Here is a 22,365-nt window from a genome sequence, read left to right as displayed (position 1 = left end):
TTGCAAATCGTAGTGACCACCAGCTAAACGTCGCGTACGATTACAGAATTCTTTCCAGGATGCTCTGGTTGGATGGTGTACGACAACCGATTCAGCATAAACTTGCTGATAACCTTTTTTATAAACTCTTTGTCCCCATTCCACATCTCCACTGGACTTTAGTTGAGCATCAAATCCACCAACCTGTTTAATAACTTCTTGGGTGGTAAAGACATTGGCTGTGGCACCATAGTGATGTTTGGCGACAAATTCTTGTTGAGGCAAAGCTCTCACGCTTTCATAAATCTCTACCATAGTGGGTTGTTTGGGATTGCGGAAGAATAGCTGTATTTGACCAGCAACTAAGCCACAGTTAGGAGTGTTGGTGAGAGTTTGTACTCCTGCTTCTAGCCAATCTGGTGCGGGAATACAATCAGCATCAGTAAAAGCAATAATTTCTCCTTTGGCTAAAGAAAGGCCTTTATTCCGAGCAGCATAAGAACCAGGGGTTGATTCCTTTGCCAGAATTACTTCCTTAAAAGAATTTACGATTGCTTCGATCTGCTCCAAATGATCTGAGCCATTGTCTACTACAATCACTTCATGCTGTGAAGATGGGTAGCTTTGTTGTGCTAGAGCAGCTAGACACAATTTCAATGGTTCTCGATCATTAAAAACAGGAATAATTACCGAAATAAATGGATAATCGGATTTTTCCATGTTTTCTGACTCCAATAAACTTAAACGACAGAAGATAGGGACTTAGTATCATTATCATCCTTGGTAGACTGTTGTTTGAGTTGCGACCACTCTTCGTTGGTAAAGTTTTCATGGTAAGAACGTTCGACATTAACATTCCAGAGGTCATGGTTTTCGCCCAAAATATTTTTCGCTGCCAGAAGAGCAGTTAACATGGAGTGATCCTGGTTATTGTAACGGTGCATACCGTTACGCCCAACAGTTTGTAAGTTCTTGAAGGTTTTGAGATATTTTTCAATTACTTTGAGATGTTGACGGTATTCGCCATCATAGACAGGATATGCTTTGTATTGACGAATTACACAGCCATCTTCGACATCTTCCAGTTTGACACCCAAACCTAGTTTGGCAATTTCTTGAGAAGCCAACTCGATCAATTCTGGGTTTGATTTTTCCCAAAGTTTATCTCCTTCGCTACAAAAATATTCCATACCCAAGCAGGTTTTACTAGAGTCGGGAACCATCGCAGCACTCCAATTTTTGAAGTTTTGGATGCGACCAACTTGAAATTCGGGACTATGGATATAGATCCAGTTATCGGGGAATAATTCTGCTTTGTCAACAATCAAAGAAACAATCAAAAAATCTCTGTATTTAAGCCCTCGAGCAGCTTCTAATACTTCTTCTGGAGGGGCAGGATTGAGCTTTTTCAAAAGCAAAGATACAGGCATACTGGAAACAAAATCATCTCCTGTAACTTTTTCGACTCTTCCTTGCTGACTGATGGTAATATTACGAATGCGATTGTCACTGTGTTCTAGTCCAATCACCTCAGTATTTAAGTGTACGGGAGAACCATCACCATCTAATATTTGTTGAACACGTTCCCACATCTGTCCTGGGCCGAGTTCGGGGTAGTTGAATTCTTTAATTAAGGTTTTGGTATCGTTGCTACCGAATAAGGCGTTGACAATAGCTTTTTTTAAAGACAGCCCTTTAATCCTCTGTGCTGCCCAGTCTGCGCGAATCTCTGTGCAGGGTATACCCCAAACTTTTTCAGTGTAGGTTTTAAAAAATGTTTCGTATAAACGTTTGCCAAAACGATTAGAAACCCATTGCTCAAAGTTTTCTTCTACAGGATTGGGTTGGACTTTAGCTTTAAAGTAGCTCCACATGATAAGAGTACTATTGATTAAACCCAAATTGGATAGAGCATTGTAAGGTTCTAAAGGATAGCTAAAAAATTTATTCTTGTAATATATTCTGGATAGTCGGGGAACTTTAATAAATTCATCTCCCATCACCTCTTGCCAAAGCTGTTCTACTTCACCAACTTTAGTGAAGAAACGATGACCACCAATGTCAAAGCGATAACCTTTATATGTTTCGGTTCGAGATATACCTCCAACTCGGTCTGCCTTCTCGAACACGACGGACTTTTTCCCGTGCTTGTTTAGTTCATAGGCAGCAGTTAAACCTGCTGGACCGCCACCAATAACGATTGTGGAGTTAGTACTCATAATAATTTTTTTTTGAACGTTCTACTGTATTTATCGGTTTTTGAGGTAGAGACAATATCGATTATGCCGATGCTCATACGAAATCGCAATACTTGGCAAGATCTATCCCAGGCAAATATGACGACTGGTTAGACCACAATAGTAGTATGATTTAGTAAGCCCAAAATATTATCTTGGGTATTTAGGCTAAATGCACCACATTTTTCGCTGCTATTAATGAAAAATCGACCTCTACATAATATTTTTTGACTTCAATCAAACTAGAATTTAGATATAGCTTTCAGTTATGGTACTTGCCGTAAGGTAAAAATGCGAGAAGATACTAAAAAACTCAGTGAAAATAACTACTGTAACTAAAATAATTACAAGAAACAATTGTTTTTTGAGTTCTCAAAAAACAAGTTCAGCATTTTTAGTTATGTAATTTTAGGAGAATTGTTATTTTGTTCTCGATAATTATAAACTGTTAATAAAGACTGTGTAAAGACAGAACTAGTTACTTCATATAATTTTTATAAATGATTTCTATTATGGTCAAAAATAACAACAAGATTTACATTTAAAGATTTTTTCGTAGCCTACTATACAATAAATTGCTATAAACTACGAGAAAAGTTAATCAAGTTTTTAACTTGATTAACTTTCCTTGTCTGGCTGATTCAGTCGAGCTTTTCCACAATAATTTGTGAGTAGTTCCTATGTCGTTAAGATTACACTCAGTATTCAGACATAAAAGATAGTCATAAACCTGAGAATTATTTTTGAATTCAGTTAAAGAAGTTGGCACAATTGCAACTTGAGGATTCACAAGATAAAAGTGATAAATCCAAGTTTTCTCGTTTGCTAGCAATGCTACTTTTGAACCTGGTGTTACTAAATCTCGGAATTTTTCGACACGATCGTCTTTGTAACGCTTTCTCGCATAGTAAAGGCGATCGCCTCCTAACTCTGTTCTACTCCAAATATTGGGTTTGAAAAATTCTGTAATAGATAAGCCACCAAGAGGTTTACTGACATTCAATACAGAAGCAGATATTAGTAAGAATAGAGAAATTGCAATAATGCCGTTCAAAATTTTAGATTGATATTTGCTGGGTATTTGCTGAAGCATAAAAGCAACACAAGCTCCAGAAGCAGCAAAAAACAAAACAACATAACGATTAGTCCAAGGAGTCCAAACTAATTTGAAGCTAACAATAAACATAAATCCTAGCAGAGATAGGCTTTGAACTTTTAACCAATAGTTACCTCTAATTAAACTCCAGAAAATAGCAGGTAAAATTATCGTTACAGCAAATGGTCCGTACCAAGAAAAATCTTCATGAGGAAGCGATTTCAGTTGAAACATATAAGGTTTGCTACCAACATATCCCATACCATGAGCCCTAAAAATTGGCTGAAAAATTTGATTATAAATATTAGTGAAATATTCGGCCAAATCAAAATTTAATCTACCCCGAGCTATATAATCTAGAGGAAACAGATGAATAGACTGAAAAAAGTATCTGACCAGATTACCAACTCCTCCAATTACATCGTAAATCATGTTATTAGATTGGCGAACAATTCTAATAGTTGCGCCGCCAGTGGGATCTTGAGCAGTGACAGTATTATGCATAAACAGCCAAGATTGAGAAATAATGAGGATCGGAGCCGTTAAAATCAAGAAATAGAGCCAATTGTGAGCAATAATTTGATAAAGCTTTTTCCAGCCTATTTTCCATAAAGCGAGTGCTAAAAAACCTAGACCGAAAGGACCCATAAAAGCAACAAATGTCGTTTTGGCAGAAAATCCATAGGCTAAACCTAATAATAGTAAAGCAACATTTTTGACATTAGGTTGGGCCAGCAAGCGATCCGCTACAATAAAGCAAAAAATAGCTGAAGCTGCTGTAAAGATATCATTCTTAGTTGATGTTGCTTGAAAACAAAATTCAGTAAGACTAGTAATAATTAAAGCTGTAGCAATGCTGACTTTTTTTGAGGCGAAGTTACGAGATAAACCATAAGTACCCAAGCAAACACTAATATAGGCTAACCAGCTAAAAATGCCGACTCCATAATCTTGGTTCAATCTCAAGAATCCATGATTAAGTATATCGGCTCCCATGACCAACATACCTTGACGTATATTTGTAACATTTTCTAAGAATAAGGATTTTTCTTGTTGAAATAAGAAAACTCTACTCAAATTGTATGTCATACTATCCCAGTTACTAGGAGGAATTATCGCAACTAAGAAAAATAGGTATACCCAGCAGACAATTACAATTCCCGCTATGATTTTATGAGCTTTTATAAATTTTCCAATTGATTTAACAGCTTTGATTAATACTAAACGATGGTCTAGAAGATACTTAACTGTCAGTAATACTAAGATAGCTTCGAGTAAAATTGCCAAATTAGGAATTTCTAGGAGAAAGGCAGTTTGAAAAATTAACGATATTAAAACGAAAGATAGGAATATTCCTAATGATAAAGATTCTGCTATTGCGCGTTGAGGATTATAAGCAAAAACCATTCCCCCACAACAGAATAAAAAAATTTCCGTAATAAATAATAGTAAAGTCACTAAAAAACCCGTAATACAGCTAAAGTAGACAATCAAACATTATGTAAGTATCGCACAGTCATGTATTATCATTGGTTACTTTTGAGTAACATATATTTTTTACAATAATACACCACAATAGATCGAGACAGAACCAAAGTCGAGTATTTATTGCAAACTGACCAACCTCTATAAATACATCAGATAATATGTTAAACATATAATTAAACTAACATGGTTAAACAAAATTACATAAAAATTCCCTATCTTTCAAAAGCCTTTTGAATCTTGACTTCTTCAGGTCTGTGTTTTTGACTTATTACTTTAACCATTGACTTTAGTTAGCACCACTTAGTTAATCAATTTAGTTTTGACAATCTAATTTATTTCTATCATGGGCAAATAAACAGTATTGTGGGTAACATTATTTTTTCCTCTATAATAACTATTTTTATATTTTTTACTAACTTAATTATTAAAATTGATAATTTTAGCATTTGTCTACACTAAAAAAATTAATGACAATTTTAAAGCAATTATCTTTGTTAAAACAATAAACCAAATTAAATAATTATGCGAGTAGTGCATAAAGTAATTTTAGTAACATTATTGTGGCTAATTTTTTTTAATCCTGGGAGCATTACCCATATAGACACTGAGCGTAGAATGCAAATGGCTCATGCTTGGTGGTCTGGTAAAGAAGAAGGAATTACAGGGGATAAATTAGTTATTAATGTTAATGGAAAAAATTATATTCCCTATGATTTGGGTCAATCAATGCTCATGCTTCCAGGAGATTGGTTAGGCACAAACTTAAGTAAAAGTATTACAAGTAATGAATACCAGCGTCAACAATTTACCGAAGCTTTTGTTAGTTTTGCAATTTTTGTACCGTTAAATTTACTTGCTGTACTAGCTTGTTTTCGATCGCTGATACTTTTCGATTATCCAGAAAAACTCGCTGGATTGTCTAGTATTGTTTGGTTATTGGGTACTAGCGTATTATATTACTCTACTATTCATCAACAAAATAATCAAATACTACTTTTTGTCTTAGTTAGTTATCAAACTGCTTTACTGTATATTCTCAAAGAAAAAAAACAGTTCGCTGTGCTAAGCGGGATGGCGTTAGGAATTGCATTTTTAATTAGAATTACCAATCTCTTGCACGCTGTTAGTGTCTTAGTATTTTTAGTTGGGTGTATTACTTATCAGCAGTTAAATAAGCAACAATCAAAATCAATATTTAAAAGTTTAAAATCCGTACTTTTATGGCTGGGTGGTTTTATTCCTTTTGTTGTGTTGGAGAGGATTTTAACCTATTACCGTTATGGAAGCTGGACTGCAACTAGCACTGGTCTACATCTACAAATTTATTCTAGAGCCAATACGCTGCTCGAACCAAATTCTATTGTGCAAGGAGAAACTAAGGGTTTTTCTTTTATGAGTTTGCTCACAAAAATCGAGCTAAAAGGATTACTTGCACCTTTATTTTCTCCCGAAAAAAGTGTTTTTATTTACGATTCATTGCTCATACCCTGCTTAATTCTCTTGTTTGTCTGCTGGAAGTTTTTGTCTCCTTATATTAAATGGTATTTAATAGCTGGTATCCTAAATTTCATGCTGCATTTATATATTTATTCATGGACTGATGAATGGATAGAACATCCTGAATGGAGTGCTAGATATCATGTAACTTCTGTTCATTTATTTTTGATTCCTTTAATACCTTTAATTATTAGAGGTGCTACAACAAAAATAAATAAAAGCACGAATTTATCAAAATTAATTGTTAGTTGGATCGCTAAAATAGTAGTTGCGTTTGCCTTGTTTATTCAATTGGCTTCGACTATTTTGCCTTCTGGTTTGGAGCAAACTCAACAAAGATTAGGTATTGGCTCTCCATTGCGTATTGCCCAACGTATTAGTAATATTTTTACTTTGATCGATTATAATCCTCAATCTGATACTCAAATTTCCCAAGTCTTAGAGCGATCGCCTGGATTTGCTCCCGATCGAAAACTAACCTGGGAAATATTACCGTTTCGTCTTAAAATTTGGTTAAAACCAAACTCATCATTGTACCAATTGATACCAATATTATTTGTAGTTTGGGGGTTAATTTGTATCATGGCAGTTATTACAACAGTATGGGTATTTAGCGAATTGTCACATTGAAAACATTTAATTTAGTTCTCAATTAAATCAAAATAAGCAATAACTAGAAATTTATTTGTATCACTAAAATTATGATGAGTAAATCCCCTTTAATTTCAGTAATTACTCCTGTATACAACGGTGGTTATGCATTTATGTGCTGTTTGCTAGCAATAGCGCAGACAGAATTTGCCGATTGGGAATTTATTGTAGTAGATGATGGCTCTACCGATCGCTCGGCAGAGATCGCACGTAAGTTTGGAGCAACAATCTTACAAACTACTGGTAGGGAAGGACCAGGATCGGCACGTAATCTGGGAGCAAAAGAAGCAAAAGGAGAATATTTATGCTTTATTGATGCTGATTGTGAAGTAGTAGGAGATGCGATCGCCAAATTGGCACAAACTCTCCAATCTCAACCTGAAATAGATGCTCTATTCGGCTCTTATGATGATGAACCACAAGCAGTTAATTTTGTTGCTCAGTATAAAAATTTAATGCATCACTATGTTCACCAACAAGGTAATGAAGATGCTTCCACATTTTGGGCGGGTTTTGGCGTAGTCAAACGTACTGTATTTCTCGATCTAGGAGGTTTTGATGTGGAGAATTATCCTCGCCCCAGCATTGAAGATATTGACTTGGGTTATCGCCTCAAAAAAGCTGGATACAAAATTTATTTAGCCAAAGATTTACAAGTAAAACATCACAAAGCCTGGGAATTATTGGGTTTGCTTAAAACTGATATTTTCGATCGCGGTATTCCCTGGACAAAGCTTTTACTCAGCGATCAATCGAAAGTGATTAACGATCTCAATTTAGATAACAGTAGTCGATTGAGTGTTGTTGCTGCTTATAGTTTAGTTCTTTGTTTGTTTGGCAGTATGTTTAGTTTGCTGGCGATTATTCCTGGTTTGATACTGTCAGGATTGTTACTTTATCTAAACTGGGATGTTTATCGTTTCTTTGATGGCAAACGTGGTTTTATCTTTGCTCTGAAAGTAATTCCTCTACACTGGCTCTATTACCTTTATGGGGGTTTGGCTTTTGTGTTAGGCACTGTAGTACATTGGAAGGCTCGCCTTTTGGGACAAGAAAAAACATCGTTAAAATCTTCAGCAACATCTTAATTGTTTGAAACTAACTTTAACAGAGTAAAGTTTTTTAATAAATAGGTTTATTCTTAACAACTACTTCAACGCGACGATTTTTCTGTCTTCCTGCTGGATCGTCTGAACCATCGGACTTAGTATTAGTAGTTATTGGTTTGCTTTCGCCAAAACCCTGAGCCTTTAAACGGCTACTATCAATGCTAAATTGAGATGTTAAAGCATTTTTTACTGCATTAGCACGTTTTTCTGATAGTTGCTGATTGTAAGAATCGCTACCTTTGCTATCTGTATGACCAGCGATATTAACTGGAGCGTCTTGATAATAATTAATCAATTGGCTAACCTTTTCTAAAGTAGGTTGAGCATCTGCTCTTAAATCGTATTTATCAAAATCGAATAAAATACTTTCTGGGAGGTTAATTTGTAATCCTTCATTGGTTTGTTGAGCATCAAGATCGGAAATGATTTGTTGTATTTGCGCTTGAGAAACAGCTACTTGTTGGCTTTCTGCTTGGGATGTTGTTCCTGCTTGGGTACTATTTCCTACATCAGTAGAATTGCTATCTATTTCCGATTGAATAATTTGACCCAATTCTATTTGAGAAGGCTTTAAGCTAGTAGAAGTAGTTTCTATATATAAATCTTCTTGCTGTTGCAGTTGTTCAGTTTCGGTGGTGTCGGTTTCGGAAACCTCTGCTTGCTTTTGTTGGCAACTTAATAGTAGTACAGAAGCAAATAAGCTGCTGAAAATTGCTCTTGAGATTTTCATCTTGATAATTATTGATTAACAGGTATATTAGCAAGGGTCATTTTAGGTTGAGTGGTATAATCGCGATCGCTTCCGTGCTTATTATTGGTGACTAAGGTCAAAGAACTCGCTTGGGGTGAAATACGACCGAGAAAGACAAACTTCCCGTTGATTGTTTGACCTGGGGGAATTTTGACCGTAGGATTCTGGGGAATAGTCGCCAAATAATCAACATTACCGAGATTGTCTCTGAGTAGAAAACCTCTGCTTTGATTTAAGATAATTTCTCTTTCATGACCATTGGTGACGCTAATATCAGCAACAATACTGTCATCTTGAAAAGTTACTTCCTTAAGCTGCAATACTGAACCATTAGGATGATTAAACTGTTGCTCAACATTCTGACTAGAAGGAATAGAATCAGCTTTGTTACTAGCTGTTGCAGTAGGTTCGCTTGTTTCTGTAACCTCTACTGTCTTGCTGGGATCGGGATTTGTTTCTAAAATTTCACTGGGTTGCTCTCTGGTTACAGGAATATTAGCGATCGCAATTTTCGGTTGAGTGGAAGTAGTTTGTTCTGAACCGTATTTATCGTTGGTCACTAAGGTTAGGTATCTCGCTTGAGGTGAAATGCGACCGAGAAAAACAAATTGACCATTGAGTGTTTCTCCTGGGGATATCTTGACTTCGGGGTTTTGTGGTAAAGTTGCCAAATTGTAGATATTACCCAAATTATCCCGTAGGCGTAAATCTCTACTAACATTGAGACGAATTGCCGATCGATGACCGTTAACGATCCCTAAATTGGTAATGATACTATCATTTTGAAAAGAGATTTCTTTGAGCCTGATTACCGAGCCATGGGCATGATTAACCTGTAAATCGAGAGTCTGATTAGTAGGTAAAGTAGCAATATTTTCGGCTTCTGTATCAGTTAACGAAATATTTGCGATCGCCATATAAGGCTGAGTAGTATTAGTTCTGCTTTCATTTCCTTCATTAACAACAAGGGTTAAGGTTTTTGCATTAGGAGCAATCCTTCCCAGAAAACGGAACTTTCCTTGGAGAGCTTCTTCCGCTTCAATACTCAGTTGAGGATTTTGTGGTGGTGGAGCTAACTTGTATGTATTCCCAAGATTATCTCGCAATACCATCGCCCGACTGCTATGGCTATTTAAAGTTACCGCATTACGATAACCATTAACGATCGATAAATCAGTTTCAATATAATTATCTGTTACCGCAATTTTAGTTATCCTCATTACCGAACCATCGGGATGATTAACTTGAAGATTCAGACTTTTTTCAATGGGAACAAATGCGGTGTTTGAATCGCTAACTGCTAATGTTTCACTATCAGTTTGATTAATTGCAGTGGTGGTTTCTGAACCCGTACCAGGTAAATTAGCAACGATTATTCTGGGTCTATTAGTTCGTTCATAATCACTACCTTGCTGATAATTAAAGTAAAGACTAAGTTGTTGAACTGATTCAGGCACTCGACCAGCAAACTGTAAAGTACCGCTAACGGTTTGTCGAGCAGGAATTGTAAATTGACTATTTAAGTTGGGAACAAAACTGTATTTATGACCTTGTTCGTCTTCTAAATAAGGTACATCATTACTAAAACCCGCTAAATCAACTGTTTCCTTAAAACCATTAACAGCTTCAAAATCAACTTCTATTTGTTGCTTGTAAAATCTAATTTCTTGAACCGTAAAATTTGAGCCATTAGGATGATGAACAACTGTATTGGCAACCTTAATTTGACGTGGTTGATAAGTTGCAAACTCAACTCGTTTACCTCGCTTTAAAGGAATGTTATCCACCGTTATTTTTGGAGATGTAATATTGTCCCGTCGAGAATTAATTTTTAAAGTTAAATTGCGATTTTTTGGCTTTTCTGAACCAGAAAAAGCAATTCGGAAATTATTACTGGTATACGGTTGTAAATTAAGCTCTTCTTCAATAGTGGTATATTCATTTCCATCGCTATCGATTAAAACTAAAGGATTATTTCGATCTCCAATTTTAATTTTTCGCTCATAAGCATTAATAGCTACAAAATCTAAAACGATTAAATCCCCTTCGGTTTCTATCCCTTGAATATAAACACTTGCTTTTCCTTTGAGATGATTAGCTTGAGGTTGAGTGTCTAACTGCTCTATTGCTTTCGGTGTAGTGGAAGCTTTACAAGCAGCCAAAAGAGGGACTGTTAAAGTTATGATTAATAGCGATCGCTTAGCCCCTTTCATCAATTGAGATCGCCATGAAACTAATTTTGTAAATGACATTTTCAGGAGCTTTTATAATGGCAGTATGATTATCCATGCATCACCTGTTAGTATAAAATACTTCTACCTAAAAATACTCTAGAGTTACTTTAATTAGTATAACAAGACCGTTTTATATGCGAATGCGCAATAAAAGAAAAACACTAAAGAGTTCCAACTTTATTACTCATCACGACTCCTAATTCCTGAGTTTATCCTTCCAAAAAGGGTTCTTTTGACTTCTCGATGGTTAGCTACAGACTCCACCAAACCAATACCAATAAAACTACTTAATAAAGAAGAACGACCATAACTCATAAATGGTAAAGGAATACCTGTAATTGGTGCAAGTCCGATAGTCATACTGAGATTAACTATTACTTGAAAAGAAATAATACCCAAAACGCCAATAGCTAACAAAGAACCAAAATTATCTGTTGCTTTAGTTGCAACCCAAATTAATCGCCAACAGATTAACCAAAAAACCGCTAGTAATACTAAACAACCTACAAATCCCCATTCTTCTCCTACTGCGGAAAAAATAAAGTCTGTATGTTGTTCGGGAATAAAATTAAGTTGAGTTTGTGTACCCTCATATAAACCAGTTCCCCACATTCCCCCCGAACCAATAGCAATCCGAGACTGTATAAGATGATATCCGCCCCCTAGGGGGTCTTTTTCAGGTTCTAAAAATAAAATTAGACGATCTTTTTGATAATCCTTTAATAAGCTCCAAAATAAGTTGCCTAGCTCTACTGCACCACAATTTATAGCGATCGCACTTAAAGCAGAAACTATCTTCACAGGAAGGCTTAACCAAGCGATTCCCGTGACTACTAATGTCCAGATAAACCAACTAGGAAAAGATAAATTGTAAAGAATTGCCGAAACTAGAGGAGAAACTAGAAATAATAGCCATACAGGATTAGTATTTGACCAATAAAGCATCATCAAGACAATGAAACCAAAGACTAAAGAAGTCCCTAAATCTGGCTGTAAAAAAACTAATCCCCAAGGAATTGCCGTAATGGCTAAAGTCCGAATTATAGTCCCTAAATTTTTAGTATCTTTATCATGTAATAAAGCAGCCAAAGTGACTACAACCCCTACCTTGGCAAATTCTGAAGGCTGAACATTAAAGCCTCCTACTGTAATCCAACGTTGCGCCCCTTTAGCACTTACCCCCGCTATCATAACTGCAATGAGAGAGATGTTTGTTAAAAGGTATACTAACCAATGCCATTGCAATAAATAACGATAATTATAACGAGCAATAGCGATCGCTATTATTAGCCCAATACCTCCAATAGAAAGATGCTGATAACTACGGTTTAAGCCTTCTGCTAACTCAATACTATAGATAGTCAATCCACCAAAAACAGTTAAACCAAACGCTAATAGCAGCAGCAACCAGTCTACTTGTTTCCACAGTAAAACTACTCCAACTAAATACCTGCTGAAATAATTTAGGGAAAACGGAGAAGAATTTTTGTAACCCATTGTTTACCAAAATAGCTCTAAGTTACTCTTGTTATATCAGGTTTGATCGAACAGTATCAGTGTAATTTAGGGTTGAGTGACAGGGAAACACTTGATTTAGCCTGATTATATAAGCTTAACATCCGAGTTTTTTTGAGAAGTAAATATTATTTTGTATGCTAATTTGAGACGAGAGTTTATTAATTACCTATTATTTTGAATCGCCACTTTATTATATTTATCCTCTTGCTAGTAATTGTTCCTTTGGGTTTATTGTCTAAAGCTTATACGGGAATTGGACAAAGTTGGGTAAATGACTATTCAGGGGATATTTTATACGAAATCCTTTGGTGCTTGGTTTTCTTTTGGTTTTTTCCCAGCAAAAAAGCCGTAGTAACTATTCCTATTTGGGTATTTATAGTTACCAGCATAATTGAAGTTTCACAATTGTTTTTTGACCGCGTACCAGTTACCCTTCGTGAGACAATAATCTGGAAGTTATTATTAGGCTCTGCCTTTGTGTGGTGGGATTTTCCCCATTATGCCCTTGGCTCTTTTTTAGGTTGGTTACTATTAGATAGAATTTATCAACTAACCGTCCTTCGTCCTCAAAAGGATGAGAGATAAGGAAAGAATTTTTCCGATACTCGTAATCTAAGTTTTGCTTCTTTCTTTTTCTTTTTCTTTTTTTATTCTTGCTTATAAACTAATTAATATCTACATCAAAAGATGAATGAGCATAAATATTACGCGGATCGTTAAAGGATTGCAAAATCTGAAAATCCTCTTTTATTTTATGTAATTCTTCTGTAAAAGGATCGCTTTGATCGATTTTTTGAATGGCTTCTACTTGTAAAAGGCGATCGACAATTTCTGTTTCCCAACTGCGATTTTTTGGATATTCTTGAACATTCCAGTTTTTGCCTAATTCTGCTTTTTCTGCTGCATAAGCGATCGCTGCTTCTAAGCCACCAATTCGATCTACTAAACCAATTTTGGAAGCTTCTTTTCCCGACCAAATTTTACCTTGAGCAATTCGATTTACTTCTTCTTTGGGTAAGTTACGATAGCGAGCTACTTTTTTCAGAAACAAATTATAGGTTTGTTTGACCGATTTTTGAAAAATAGCTAACTCAGCATCAGTTTTAGGTCGTACAGTAGAGCCAATATCCGCCAATTTGCCTGTTTGCACGACATCCCAAGTAATACCATTATTATTACCAATTTCTTGAATATTGGGTAACAAGCCAAAGACCCCAATCGAACCTGTAATCGTATTTTCTTCCGCAAAAATATAATCAGCACCAGCAGATATCCAATAGCCTCCAGAAGCAGCTATATTACCCATCGAGACAATTACAGGCTTTTCTTTTTTAGTTAATAAAACTTCCCGCAGAATCACCTCAGATGCGGTAGCACTTCCCCCTGGACTATTAACCCGCAGCACAATAGCTTTGACATTATTGTCTTCTCGTAACTCACGAAACTCTTGAGAAAAGCGATCGCTTCCTATTTGCTCGACATTCCCTTTTCCCCCTACAATAGAGCCTTCTGCATAAACAACAGCAATTTGATTGGTTACATCAGTGTTGAGGTTAGCATCTCGATCTGAATTCAAGCGGTCTTTACTGTAATCTTTCAGGCTAATTTGGCGAAAAGATTCCTTCTTTTTACCAGATTCCCCTGTTAACTCCCGCAATTTAGCGTTTGCTGTATCAAAGTAAGCAATTTCATCAATCAAGCCCATTTTTTCTGCATCTTTTGGTTCAACAAATCCTTGACTATCAGCAATTTGCTGTAAATCTTTGGTATCTAGCTGACGATTTTCCCCCACTGTAGTTAAAAACTTTTGCCACAAATCATCCAAAACATCTGCTGTTTGTTGACGATTTTCCTTGCTTAAATTGTCTCTAGTATAGGGTTCAACGGCTGATTTGTAGTCGCCAACGCGGACTATTTGGACTCCTATGCCATACTTGTCTAAAGCACCTTTAAAGAAGGTTTGCTGAGAACTCAAGCCGTTAAATTCCAACATTCCCATTGGGTTTAACAGTACCTCATCAGCCACAGAAGCTAAATAGTATTCTTGTTCGCTCCAACCTACATCATAAGCAATAATTTTTTTCCCTGTAGCTTGGAATTGGGCGATCGCATCTCGAACTTCTGCCATCACTGCGTAACCGCTATTAGCGCCGCCTTTACGACCATCTAAGAACAATCCGACAATGCGATCGTCTTTACTAGCGGTTTCTAAAGATTGCAACACATCCCTCAAAGTCAATGAGCTATCAGCATTTCCCGCAACGACTTTTCTAATATCTACTGGTGGAGAAGAATCGCGAATCGGAGTAGATAAATCTAGCACTAAAATTGATTTATTCTTGACTGTAGATTCAAGAGAAGTATTAGCCGTAGCAGCAACCAGCAACATAACAAAACCAGTCGCTCCCATCGTTATTAGTAATAATAACCCTGCGATTGTACCTATAATACTGGCGATAGTTTGTTTTAAAAATTGACCCATTGATTTTAAGAGATTTGGAAGTGTTTAGAGTATCGTAAAGCTATGATAATAGTATTTAACTTTATTATTTTTATAGTTCCCTAAAAATTTTGTATCTATATCACTTCTTTATCTTATATTTCCTGAGTTAACTTATGCTTTAAAAATGCGATCGCTTTTATTCAGTAAAATTTCAGAATAAACTAAAAACGCCAAATCTCTTGACAATACTCTCTTTTTGCGGTCTTTTTTGGGTAAAATTGCCAATAAGTTACCGATATTTCCAAATAATGAGCGTATTTTCCCTCGAACTTGGTTCTTCAAATTTATCGACGATAAGTTTGAACTTATATTAAAACGATCGCTTTATATTGAGCTTCAATTCCTGTATCTTTTACACAGTATAGGTTATAGAGACAGGCTGCCTCATATCGCAGCAACCCTGTGTGATTCGTTGTCTAGAAACCAATCCTTATTTGGAGAGGGGGATTAGGCGCAATGGTAAAAGAACCTTGACAACTTATTAGTCATGTTGGTGAGTAAGAAATCAATCTTACAAGTCCGACTCTGGTGGTGTTCCAGTAAAAGCATCCTCCCCATTTTTGGTTGTAGCAATTCCAGAGATGAAGCGGGAAGAAAAGGAGGTAACTCATAACCTAATTGAGAATCCCTTCAAGCAGGAATCTATGAGTAGCATCAGCAAACTGTAGTTTGAGCCATCGTCATGCGAAACAGGCTCAAGAGGTTGATACGCCTGAGCCTTAAGGCAAAAGATGAGACAAGTGTTGATAATCAGGGTTTTATCAACAAACACTCTTAATTCATCTCGGTGGAGATACAGACTTCTTCGGATTCAAACCAATGACTAATAGGAACGAATTAACCTCTTCCTGGTTCTCGAAAATAATTATCCGAGCAGGTTGCTAGCTATAAACCAAGAAGGTGGAGGGATTGTGTCAGAAGCAAATGCCTTTCTGTAATGGTAAGGATAGGCTGACAGACACACGGTAATACAGAAGATAGAGTCGTGATTAGTAATCCCAACCATGAACGAGTTAAATCAGACTACGTATGAATGGCAAAACATTCCCTGGCATAAGCTAGAGCGTTTTGTCTACAAGTTACAAAAGCGAATCTATCGAGCCAGTAGTCGTGGTGACATACTGACAGTCCACAAACTTCAGAGATTGATGGTCAACTCTCGTTCAGCAAAATGCCTGGCAGTTAGAAGAGTAACCCAAGATAACCAAGGTAAAAAGACGGCAGGAGTGGATGGAGTAAAATCTCTGTCCCCAGAAGCACGTCTAAACCTGGTAAGTCAACTAAAACTGGGGCATAAAGCCAAACCAGTGCGCCGAGTTTGGATACCAAAGCCTGGAAAAACTGAAAAGCGTGGGTTAGGTATACCAACTATCTTTGACCGAGCATTACAAGCTTTGGTCAAATTGGCATTAGAACCACAATGGGAAGCTCTCTTTGAAAGTAACTCTTATGGCTTTCGCCCAGGCAGAAGCTGTCAGGATGCGATTGTAGCAATACATATCGGTATCAGTCAAAAACCTAAATATGTTTTAGATGCCGATATTGCTCAATGTTTCGATAAAATCAACCATCAAGTTCTCCTTGATAAACTCCAAACCTTCCCCAAGCTACGACGACAAATCAAAGCTTGGTTAAAAGCGGGAATTATGGATAAAGGAGAATTGTTTTCTAGTAAAACTGGAACACCCCAAGGTGGAACAATTTCGCCATTATTAGCTAATATTGCTTTACATGGAATGGAGAATAAGGTTAAAGATTTTGCTGAAGGGTTAAAGCTTCTTTATCCTAACGGTAGCTACCTCTCCAAAGACCGTAAACGTCAAACTCTTCACTTAATTAGGTATGCAGATGATTTTGTCTGTATGCATGAAGATTTGTCAGTAGTTCTTAAGTGTCAAGACATAATAGCTAAGTGGCTAGAAACATTAGGGTTGTCACTCAAATCAAGCAAAACACGCCTAGTACATACTCTGAAATCGCATCAAGGGTCATCCCCTGGATTTGACTTTCTCGGTTTTAACATTAGGCAGTATCCAGTAGGAAAATATCACTCTCGGCGGGGTTATAAAACCCTAATTAAACCCAGCAAAGATAGTCAAAAAGTACATTATCGAAGACTTGGACAAATTATTGATAAACGTAAGGCAGTATCTCAAGGAGACTTGATTGCTGCTTTAAACCCGATTATCAAAGGATGGTCAAATTACTTCTCGTCGGTCTGTAGTAAGAGAATCTTCAGCAGATTAGATGAATTACTGTACAACAGACTCTGTCGATGGGCGAAACGTCGTCATCACAATAAATCGTGGCAATGGATCTCTCGTAAATACTGGAGAACCATTGGTAATAACCACTGGTGTTTTGCTCTTAATGACTCAGATAATCCATTCAAGCTATTTAATCATGCCGACACTAAAATTGTCAGACATATCAAGGTTAAAGGTATTGCTTCGCCAATGGATGGCGACTTGATTTACTGGAGTTCGAGAATGGGCAAACATCCTCAAATGCCTAGCACTAAGGCTTTTCTTCTTCGCAGGCAGAAAGGAAAATGTAATAAGTGTGGATTGTATTTTCGAGAAGAAGACAGATTAGAACTCGACCATATTCTGCCTAAATCCTTGGGTGGAAAGAATCGAAGAGATAATCTTCAACTTCTGCATAAACATTGTCACCACCAGAAAACCAGACAAGACACTCAAAATCTGGTTACTAATCTAGGTACTTATGACAAAAGCTGTATTAGCGAGGAGCGGAGTGAGGGGAAACTTTCACGCTCCGTTTTGCAGACGAGTCGGAGAGGTGACTCTTCGGCTTAGTTCAACATATTGACGCCTAGTTATATTTTCAAAGCATCGCCAAAGCTAGCAACAAATGAGCCTAATCGAAATCCAAGGCGGTGATTAAGCTGGAATCGACATTCTCAACGATCGCAATAATATCGTTATTAGCAGTCAAAGAAATCTGAGTATCGCTGCCAGCAGTTTCAATCGTCAAGTCGGTAAAGAGGATTTCAGTTGTTGCTCCTTCAAACAACACAAACAAATCGGTGCCATCTTGGAAGTCTTGGATGGTGTCAGTCCCACCCTGACCGATTTCAAATTCGTCAGCTCCATTACCGCCAATCAAAGTATCATCGCCGTTTCCTCCTGCAAGAAAATCTTCTCCTCCTCCTCCTCGGAGAACGTCTCTACCTCCATTACCAAACAGGAGGTCATTGCCAGCTTGACCTCTTAAGTTATCTTGTCCTCCTCCTCCTTCGAGAGAGTCGTTATTAGCTCCACCTCTAAGGGTATCTCGGCCTACGCCACCTAAGAGAGTGTCATTGCCTCCTAAGCCTTCAAGACTGTCATTGCCTTCTAAGCCATCAATCAAGTCAGGAGTAGCTGTCCCAGTTAGTGAATCAGCACCAGAAGTCCCTGTAATTGTGTTGCCTGGGAGAGTAGTGTCTACTAAAATCGCCCCAGTCAAATCGGCACCATCTAAAGTAGATCCTGTAAAGTCGGCTTTGCTGAGGTTCGCATTCACAAGCAGAGCATCAGTAAAGTCAGCATTGAGTGCAATACCGTCAACAAAGTTGATTCCCGATAAGTCCGCGCCAATGGTGTCAGCATCGGCTCCATCGGTAAAGATGGCGTTGCTTAAATTAGCTTTTTCCAAGTTAGCACCTACCAAGTTGGCATCATCTAGTTCAGCACCAGTCAAATTCACCTCAATCAAGTCTGCGCCACTTAAATTGACACCAGTCAAGTCTGCTCCAGATAGGTTAGCTCCTTTGAGGTTGGCTCCACTGAGATTAGCTCCTGTTAAGTCAACCCCACTAAAATCGACTCCTTCGAGGAATGCACCATCAAGTTCAACCCCTCCAGTCAAGATAGCTCCAGTGAGAATTGCATTATTTAAGTTAGCATTACTGAAATCTGCTCCAGTGAAGTTGGCATTAGTTAAATTGGCACCTTCGAGAAAGATACCTTCGGCAGAAACACCACTGAAATTTGCATCATTGAGAACAGTATCAGCGAAACTAACACCAGTCAGTATAGTTGGGTTACTGCCATCAAAGTTACTAAAGTCAGCACCACCAAGATTGAGGTCTTCGGCACTGAAGTTTGTCAAATTAGCACCTCGGAAACTGGAATTGGTTGAGGTTGCTCCGCCAACTGGCAAAATATCACTCCACTGCACATCGCTGAGATTTGCCAAATCAAAGGTAGCGTTGTTGAGAGTATTATCCGTGAAGCCAACTCCCGTAAAGTCAACTCCCGTGAAATTTGTCCCGTCTAGGATAGCCTCTTCGATAGTCGCCTCTAGCAAATTAGCATTGGTAAAATTAGCACCAGTCAAGTTAGCACCACCGAGTTCTGCTTTAAAAAGATTAGCGTTCTGTAAGTTAGCGTTGGAGAGATTAAGGGCAGTGGTGCTGATTTCCTCCAGATTTACCTCTCGTAGGTTAGCACCAGTGAGGTTGACATTTTCTAATGAGGCTTTAAATAAACTAGTTGTGGGAAAGTTAGCACTGGGTCTAAAATTAGCATTGGTTGCATCAACATTTAACCAACTTGTTTCTTCAAAGTTAGTCCCTCTTAGCCTTGTGCCAACAAATGAAACATTGGTGAGAGTGGCTTTAAAGAAAGTAGAACCATTGAGATTATCACCGCTAAAGTTATTACCGACCAGGTCTTGCTCGCTAAAGTTGAAGACTGTCATTTTCATGTACTCCTAAAATTCTTGAGGGATAATGGAACTGTCAATAATGCCAAATCCTTGGAATCAAAAGGATGTGTGCCAAGATGACAATTCTGATTTGTCACTGCGCTGAGTTTAATTAACTCATTGACAAACTAGAAATGTCAATAGACTTCTATAGTTTTTTTATTTCAAAACTATAGATAAATTTATATAGTTTTGCGACCATCTTGCAAAATGGTATAGCTAAGTAGGACTTAGACATTTTTTAGTCACAAACAGCGGAAAACCTATACAAAGTAAAAATTTTACGGAAATTTGCTTGTTTTCTTGTTATAATTAAATTTAGGCTATTTTTTCTGCTTTGTGTATATCCATTGCCCTACTTGGGTTTGAGGCTGTTTTCTTATTATTTTTTGTCTAAGTACCAATAGTGAACACAGGTAACAAGCAACAGAGAAAAAATAGTGTCAACAATTTTACCTAGGTACTTAATCTCGGCTCAATGCCGAATTGATTAAATATCTCTCATCAAACTTTCACAAAGAATTTACGCTAGGTAGGTATTCTTTATAAGTGTTATTTATAACCACCAATACGGAAAAGTTTAATTTAAGTATAATCACAGTTCCCATTTTAGGGGTTAAGTCCTTAAATTGATGATATTTGGGGGTAAATGTCAGTTTTTAGGAAAACAAAATAGTTGGCTACTTTTATAATTACTTCTGAAGATACTCTGGCTAAACATAATTTAGCTAAATTGCTCAAGGAATTGCGAGGCAGTGACACTCAGCGTCAGTTTGCTAAACGCCTCAAAATTTCCTACACCTCAATTCAAGATTGGGAAAAGCAAATTCGCCTTCCCAATGAAAAAAATCTCCAGCGTATCGCCCAGCTAAAAGGCTGGACTTATTTGGAATTGGTATTGTTTCTCTTTGGCAGTGATGCTCGCTCAGTAATCACGACAACGGAACCCCTAGAGGTTATCAGGGCTTGTGTACCAAAACTTTCACCTCGTAAAAGACAAGAGTTAGAAGATTATCTCTCTCTTCCAGCAGAAGACTCTCAAAGGACGTGAGGAGATGAATGCGGTATATGGTAACGATTCGATAAATATACTCCCATATCGGACTTAAAGCCTTGTCCGTCCCTATGTCTGAGGAAACCTCAGACGGGGCGGTGCGTGACCGAAGGGAATCCTTTAGGGCTTTTTTAAAAGCTTCTAATCTTGCTTCTGACTGTTCTGTACTTTGGGGTCTAGCTATTTTAGGAGAAGCCTTTAGTTTGTCGTAAACCAGGCTATGTACGGTTTTGTATTTTGCTGTGATACCGAGGTTAGTTTCTAACTATTGGCAAATAGCACTAAAACTCTCAAAGCCCTCTGGCTCTTCTAATCTTGTAGCTAAGGCTTTTTCTGCCCATGCTGGAATCTTTTTGGCTATTCCTGGGCTAACTAGCTCGTTTCAACAAACTTTCTAAACCTCTCTGGCGATATTTGGCTATCCAATCTTGTAAAGTGACTCGATGTCTTCCTAATAGTTCTGAAGCTTGAGTAATGGTTTGAGCTTTTCTGCTAATGTTGGAAAATGTTATAAAAGATATCAAACCGTCATTGACAGATGACTAAATTGAGTGTAGTAGTCTTGATAATGCGATCGCCCCTAATCAGTAGAATTTCTGAATCAATAAAGATGCCCAAAAAGACAGCAACTTACTCGAATGCTCGCTCCTCAAGAATTAATTGAAAAGCATAATTAGTTAGATATTTCCGATTCCAAAGGCTGGAAAGCTTATAAAATAGAGATCTTTAAATATTTCAGATTGCTCAAAAAGCTTGCTTGAGTAGATCGCTAGTATTACCTAACAGATAATAATTTTAGAGCGAGATATCAGAGTAAATTTTAATATTATGGCGTTTATTGAATATACAAACGATTAAACTATTTAAACTTATACTGCGATGTGTAAAATCATATTTGAGTTTGAGGCTGTTGTAAGGAACTATCAATCAATGTAGATAATGCCTGTTGTGCGTAATTAGCACCACCTGAAAATCCTTCTATGGTTGCCATTAAACTTGCTCCTCCAATTAAAAGCAAATATTGTTGAGAAAATGATTTTGCATTTTCCACTCCTGCTTGTTCGGCTAGTCGCTCGATCTGCATCCGAATTGATTCTCTTACTCCTACTGAAACATTATGTGCGGGATGAGAGGCATCGGCTATTTCTAGCACCGCGTTAATAAAAGGACAGCCCCTAAAATCTGGACTAGCATACCATTCCCGCAACACATCAAAAGTAGCTAGCAATCTCTCTTTTGGTGTATTGCCACGATTTTGAACTGCTGTTTCAAACCAACGCAACCATTCTGTAGCTCGATGTTTCATGACTTCTTCAATCAGTTCGTCTTTGGAAGCGAAGTGTCGATAAAGCGTTCTTTTCGCTACACCGCTAGTAGCGATAATTTCGTTAATACCGACCTTTTGAATTCCCTTTTGATAAAAAAGTTGCGAGGCAGTTTCTAAGATTTGCTGGCGAGAATGATTGGTAGATGTCATTTTGTTTCAAAGTAGACAAACTTGTCTCCATAGATATATACTATCAATAAATTAGGTA

The 22,365-nt window shown here is 37.3% G+C and carries 16 protein-coding genes; 5 read left to right on the top strand and 11 right to left on the bottom strand.

Going from position 1 to position 22,365, the window contains the following annotated elements; all coding sequences use genetic code 11:
• The 3 genes from H1P_RS07645 to H1P_RS07635 all read right to left on the bottom strand — a co-directional run.
• A partial coding sequence (locus H1P_RS07645) for a glycosyltransferase family 2 protein (RefSeq protein WP_144865734.1) occupies positions 1-699 on the bottom strand: 699 nt, incomplete at its 3' end.
• 20 nt (positions 700-719) lie between these two features.
• A complete protein-coding gene (locus H1P_RS07640; RefSeq protein ID WP_144865732.1) occupies positions 720-2,198 on the bottom strand; it encodes an NAD(P)/FAD-dependent oxidoreductase in 1,479 nt (492 codons plus the stop codon).
• Between the two features lie 619 nt (positions 2,199-2,817).
• A complete protein-coding gene (locus tag H1P_RS07635; protein ID WP_144865730.1) occupies positions 2,818-4,770 on the bottom strand; it encodes a hypothetical protein in 1,953 nt (650 codons plus the stop codon).
• 552 nt (positions 4,771-5,322) lie between these two features.
• Between H1P_RS07635 and H1P_RS07630 the strand changes: the two genes are divergently transcribed.
• Both H1P_RS07630 and H1P_RS07625 read left to right on the top strand, forming a co-directional pair.
• Positions 5,323-6,927, top strand: a complete 1,605-nt coding sequence (locus H1P_RS07630; RefSeq protein WP_144865728.1) for a hypothetical protein — start codon at positions 5,323-5,325, stop codon at positions 6,925-6,927.
• 71 nt (positions 6,928-6,998) lie between these two features.
• The gene (locus H1P_RS07625) at positions 6,999-8,036 is read left to right on the top strand and encodes a glycosyltransferase family 2 protein (RefSeq protein WP_144865726.1); all 1,038 of its coding nucleotides are present in this window, start codon (positions 6,999-7,001) and stop codon (positions 8,034-8,036) included.
• Between the two features lie 34 nt (positions 8,037-8,070).
• Here the strand turns inward: H1P_RS07625 and H1P_RS07620 are convergent, their stop codons facing one another.
• The 3 genes from H1P_RS07620 to rodA form a co-directional block, all read right to left on the bottom strand.
• Positions 8,071-8,787 (bottom strand): OmpA family protein, encoded by a 717-nt coding sequence (locus H1P_RS07620; RefSeq protein ID WP_144865724.1) that lies wholly within the window; start codon positions 8,785-8,787, stop codon positions 8,071-8,073.
• Positions 8,788-8,795: 8 nt separating this feature from the next.
• Positions 8,796-11,060, bottom strand: coding sequence for a hypothetical protein (locus tag H1P_RS07615; protein WP_144865721.1), 2,265 nt, complete (start codon positions 11,058-11,060; stop codon positions 8,796-8,798).
• A gap of 162 nt (positions 11,061-11,222) precedes the next feature.
• A complete protein-coding gene (gene rodA, locus H1P_RS07610) occupies positions 11,223-12,539 on the bottom strand; it encodes a rod shape-determining protein RodA (RefSeq protein ID WP_144865719.1) in 1,317 nt (438 codons plus the stop codon).
• Between the two features lie 225 nt (positions 12,540-12,764).
• Between rodA and H1P_RS07605 the strand changes: the two genes are divergently transcribed.
• Entirely contained in the window at positions 12,765-13,145 is a 381-nt protein-coding gene (locus H1P_RS07605; protein ID WP_246141517.1) for a ribosomal maturation YjgA family protein, read from the top strand.
• A 79-nt stretch (positions 13,146-13,224) separates the two neighbouring features.
• Here H1P_RS07605 and sppA read toward each other — a convergent pair whose 3' ends face one another.
• A complete protein-coding gene (gene sppA, locus H1P_RS07600; RefSeq protein WP_144865715.1) occupies positions 13,225-15,042 on the bottom strand; it encodes a signal peptide peptidase SppA in 1,818 nt (605 codons plus the stop codon).
• 132 nt (positions 15,043-15,174) lie between these two features.
• Positions 15,175-15,345, bottom strand: a complete 171-nt coding sequence (locus tag H1P_RS35880; RefSeq protein ID WP_186375880.1) for a hypothetical protein — start codon at positions 15,343-15,345, stop codon at positions 15,175-15,177.
• Between the two features lie 722 nt (positions 15,346-16,067).
• On the opposite strand from H1P_RS35880, the gene ltrA reads away from it, so the two are divergent.
• Positions 16,068-17,882 carry a group II intron reverse transcriptase/maturase gene (ltrA, locus tag H1P_RS07595; RefSeq protein ID WP_144865713.1) on the top strand — a complete coding sequence of 605 codons (1,815 nt, stop codon included), beginning with the start codon at positions 16,068-16,070 and terminating at the stop codon, positions 17,880-17,882.
• A 61-nt stretch (positions 17,883-17,943) separates the two neighbouring features.
• On the opposite strand, the gene H1P_RS07590 is transcribed toward ltrA, so the two are convergent.
• Positions 17,944-19,770 carry a pentapeptide repeat-containing protein gene (locus H1P_RS07590; RefSeq protein WP_186375879.1) on the bottom strand — a complete coding sequence of 609 codons (1,827 nt, stop codon included), beginning with the start codon at positions 19,768-19,770 and terminating at the stop codon, positions 17,944-17,946.
• A 682-nt stretch (positions 19,771-20,452) separates the two neighbouring features.
• Here H1P_RS07590 and H1P_RS07585 point away from each other — a divergent pair.
• Positions 20,453-20,827 (top strand): helix-turn-helix domain-containing protein, encoded by a 375-nt coding sequence (locus tag H1P_RS07585; RefSeq protein WP_144865709.1) that lies wholly within the window; start codon positions 20,453-20,455, stop codon positions 20,825-20,827.
• Between the two features lie 371 nt (positions 20,828-21,198).
• On the opposite strand, the gene H1P_RS07580 is transcribed toward H1P_RS07585, so the two are convergent.
• Both H1P_RS07580 and H1P_RS07575 read right to left on the bottom strand, forming a co-directional pair.
• Positions 21,199-21,354 carry a helix-turn-helix domain-containing protein gene (locus H1P_RS07580; protein WP_144865707.1) on the bottom strand — a complete coding sequence of 52 codons (156 nt, stop codon included), beginning with the start codon at positions 21,352-21,354 and terminating at the stop codon, positions 21,199-21,201.
• A 365-nt stretch (positions 21,355-21,719) separates the two neighbouring features.
• Complete coding sequence (locus H1P_RS07575) at positions 21,720-22,307, bottom strand: TetR/AcrR family transcriptional regulator (protein ID WP_144865705.1); 588 nt, start codon at positions 22,305-22,307, stop codon at positions 21,720-21,722.
• Between the last annotated feature and the right edge of the window lie 58 nt (positions 22,308-22,365).

Origin of the sequence: Hyella patelloides LEGE 07179, assembly GCF_900659865.1 — a bacterium.
GTDB lineage: Bacteria > Cyanobacteriota > Cyanobacteriia > Cyanobacteriales > Xenococcaceae > Hyella > Hyella patelloides.
Note: the sequence above shows the minus strand (reverse complement) of the source record. Positions and strands in the feature narration are given on the sequence as shown.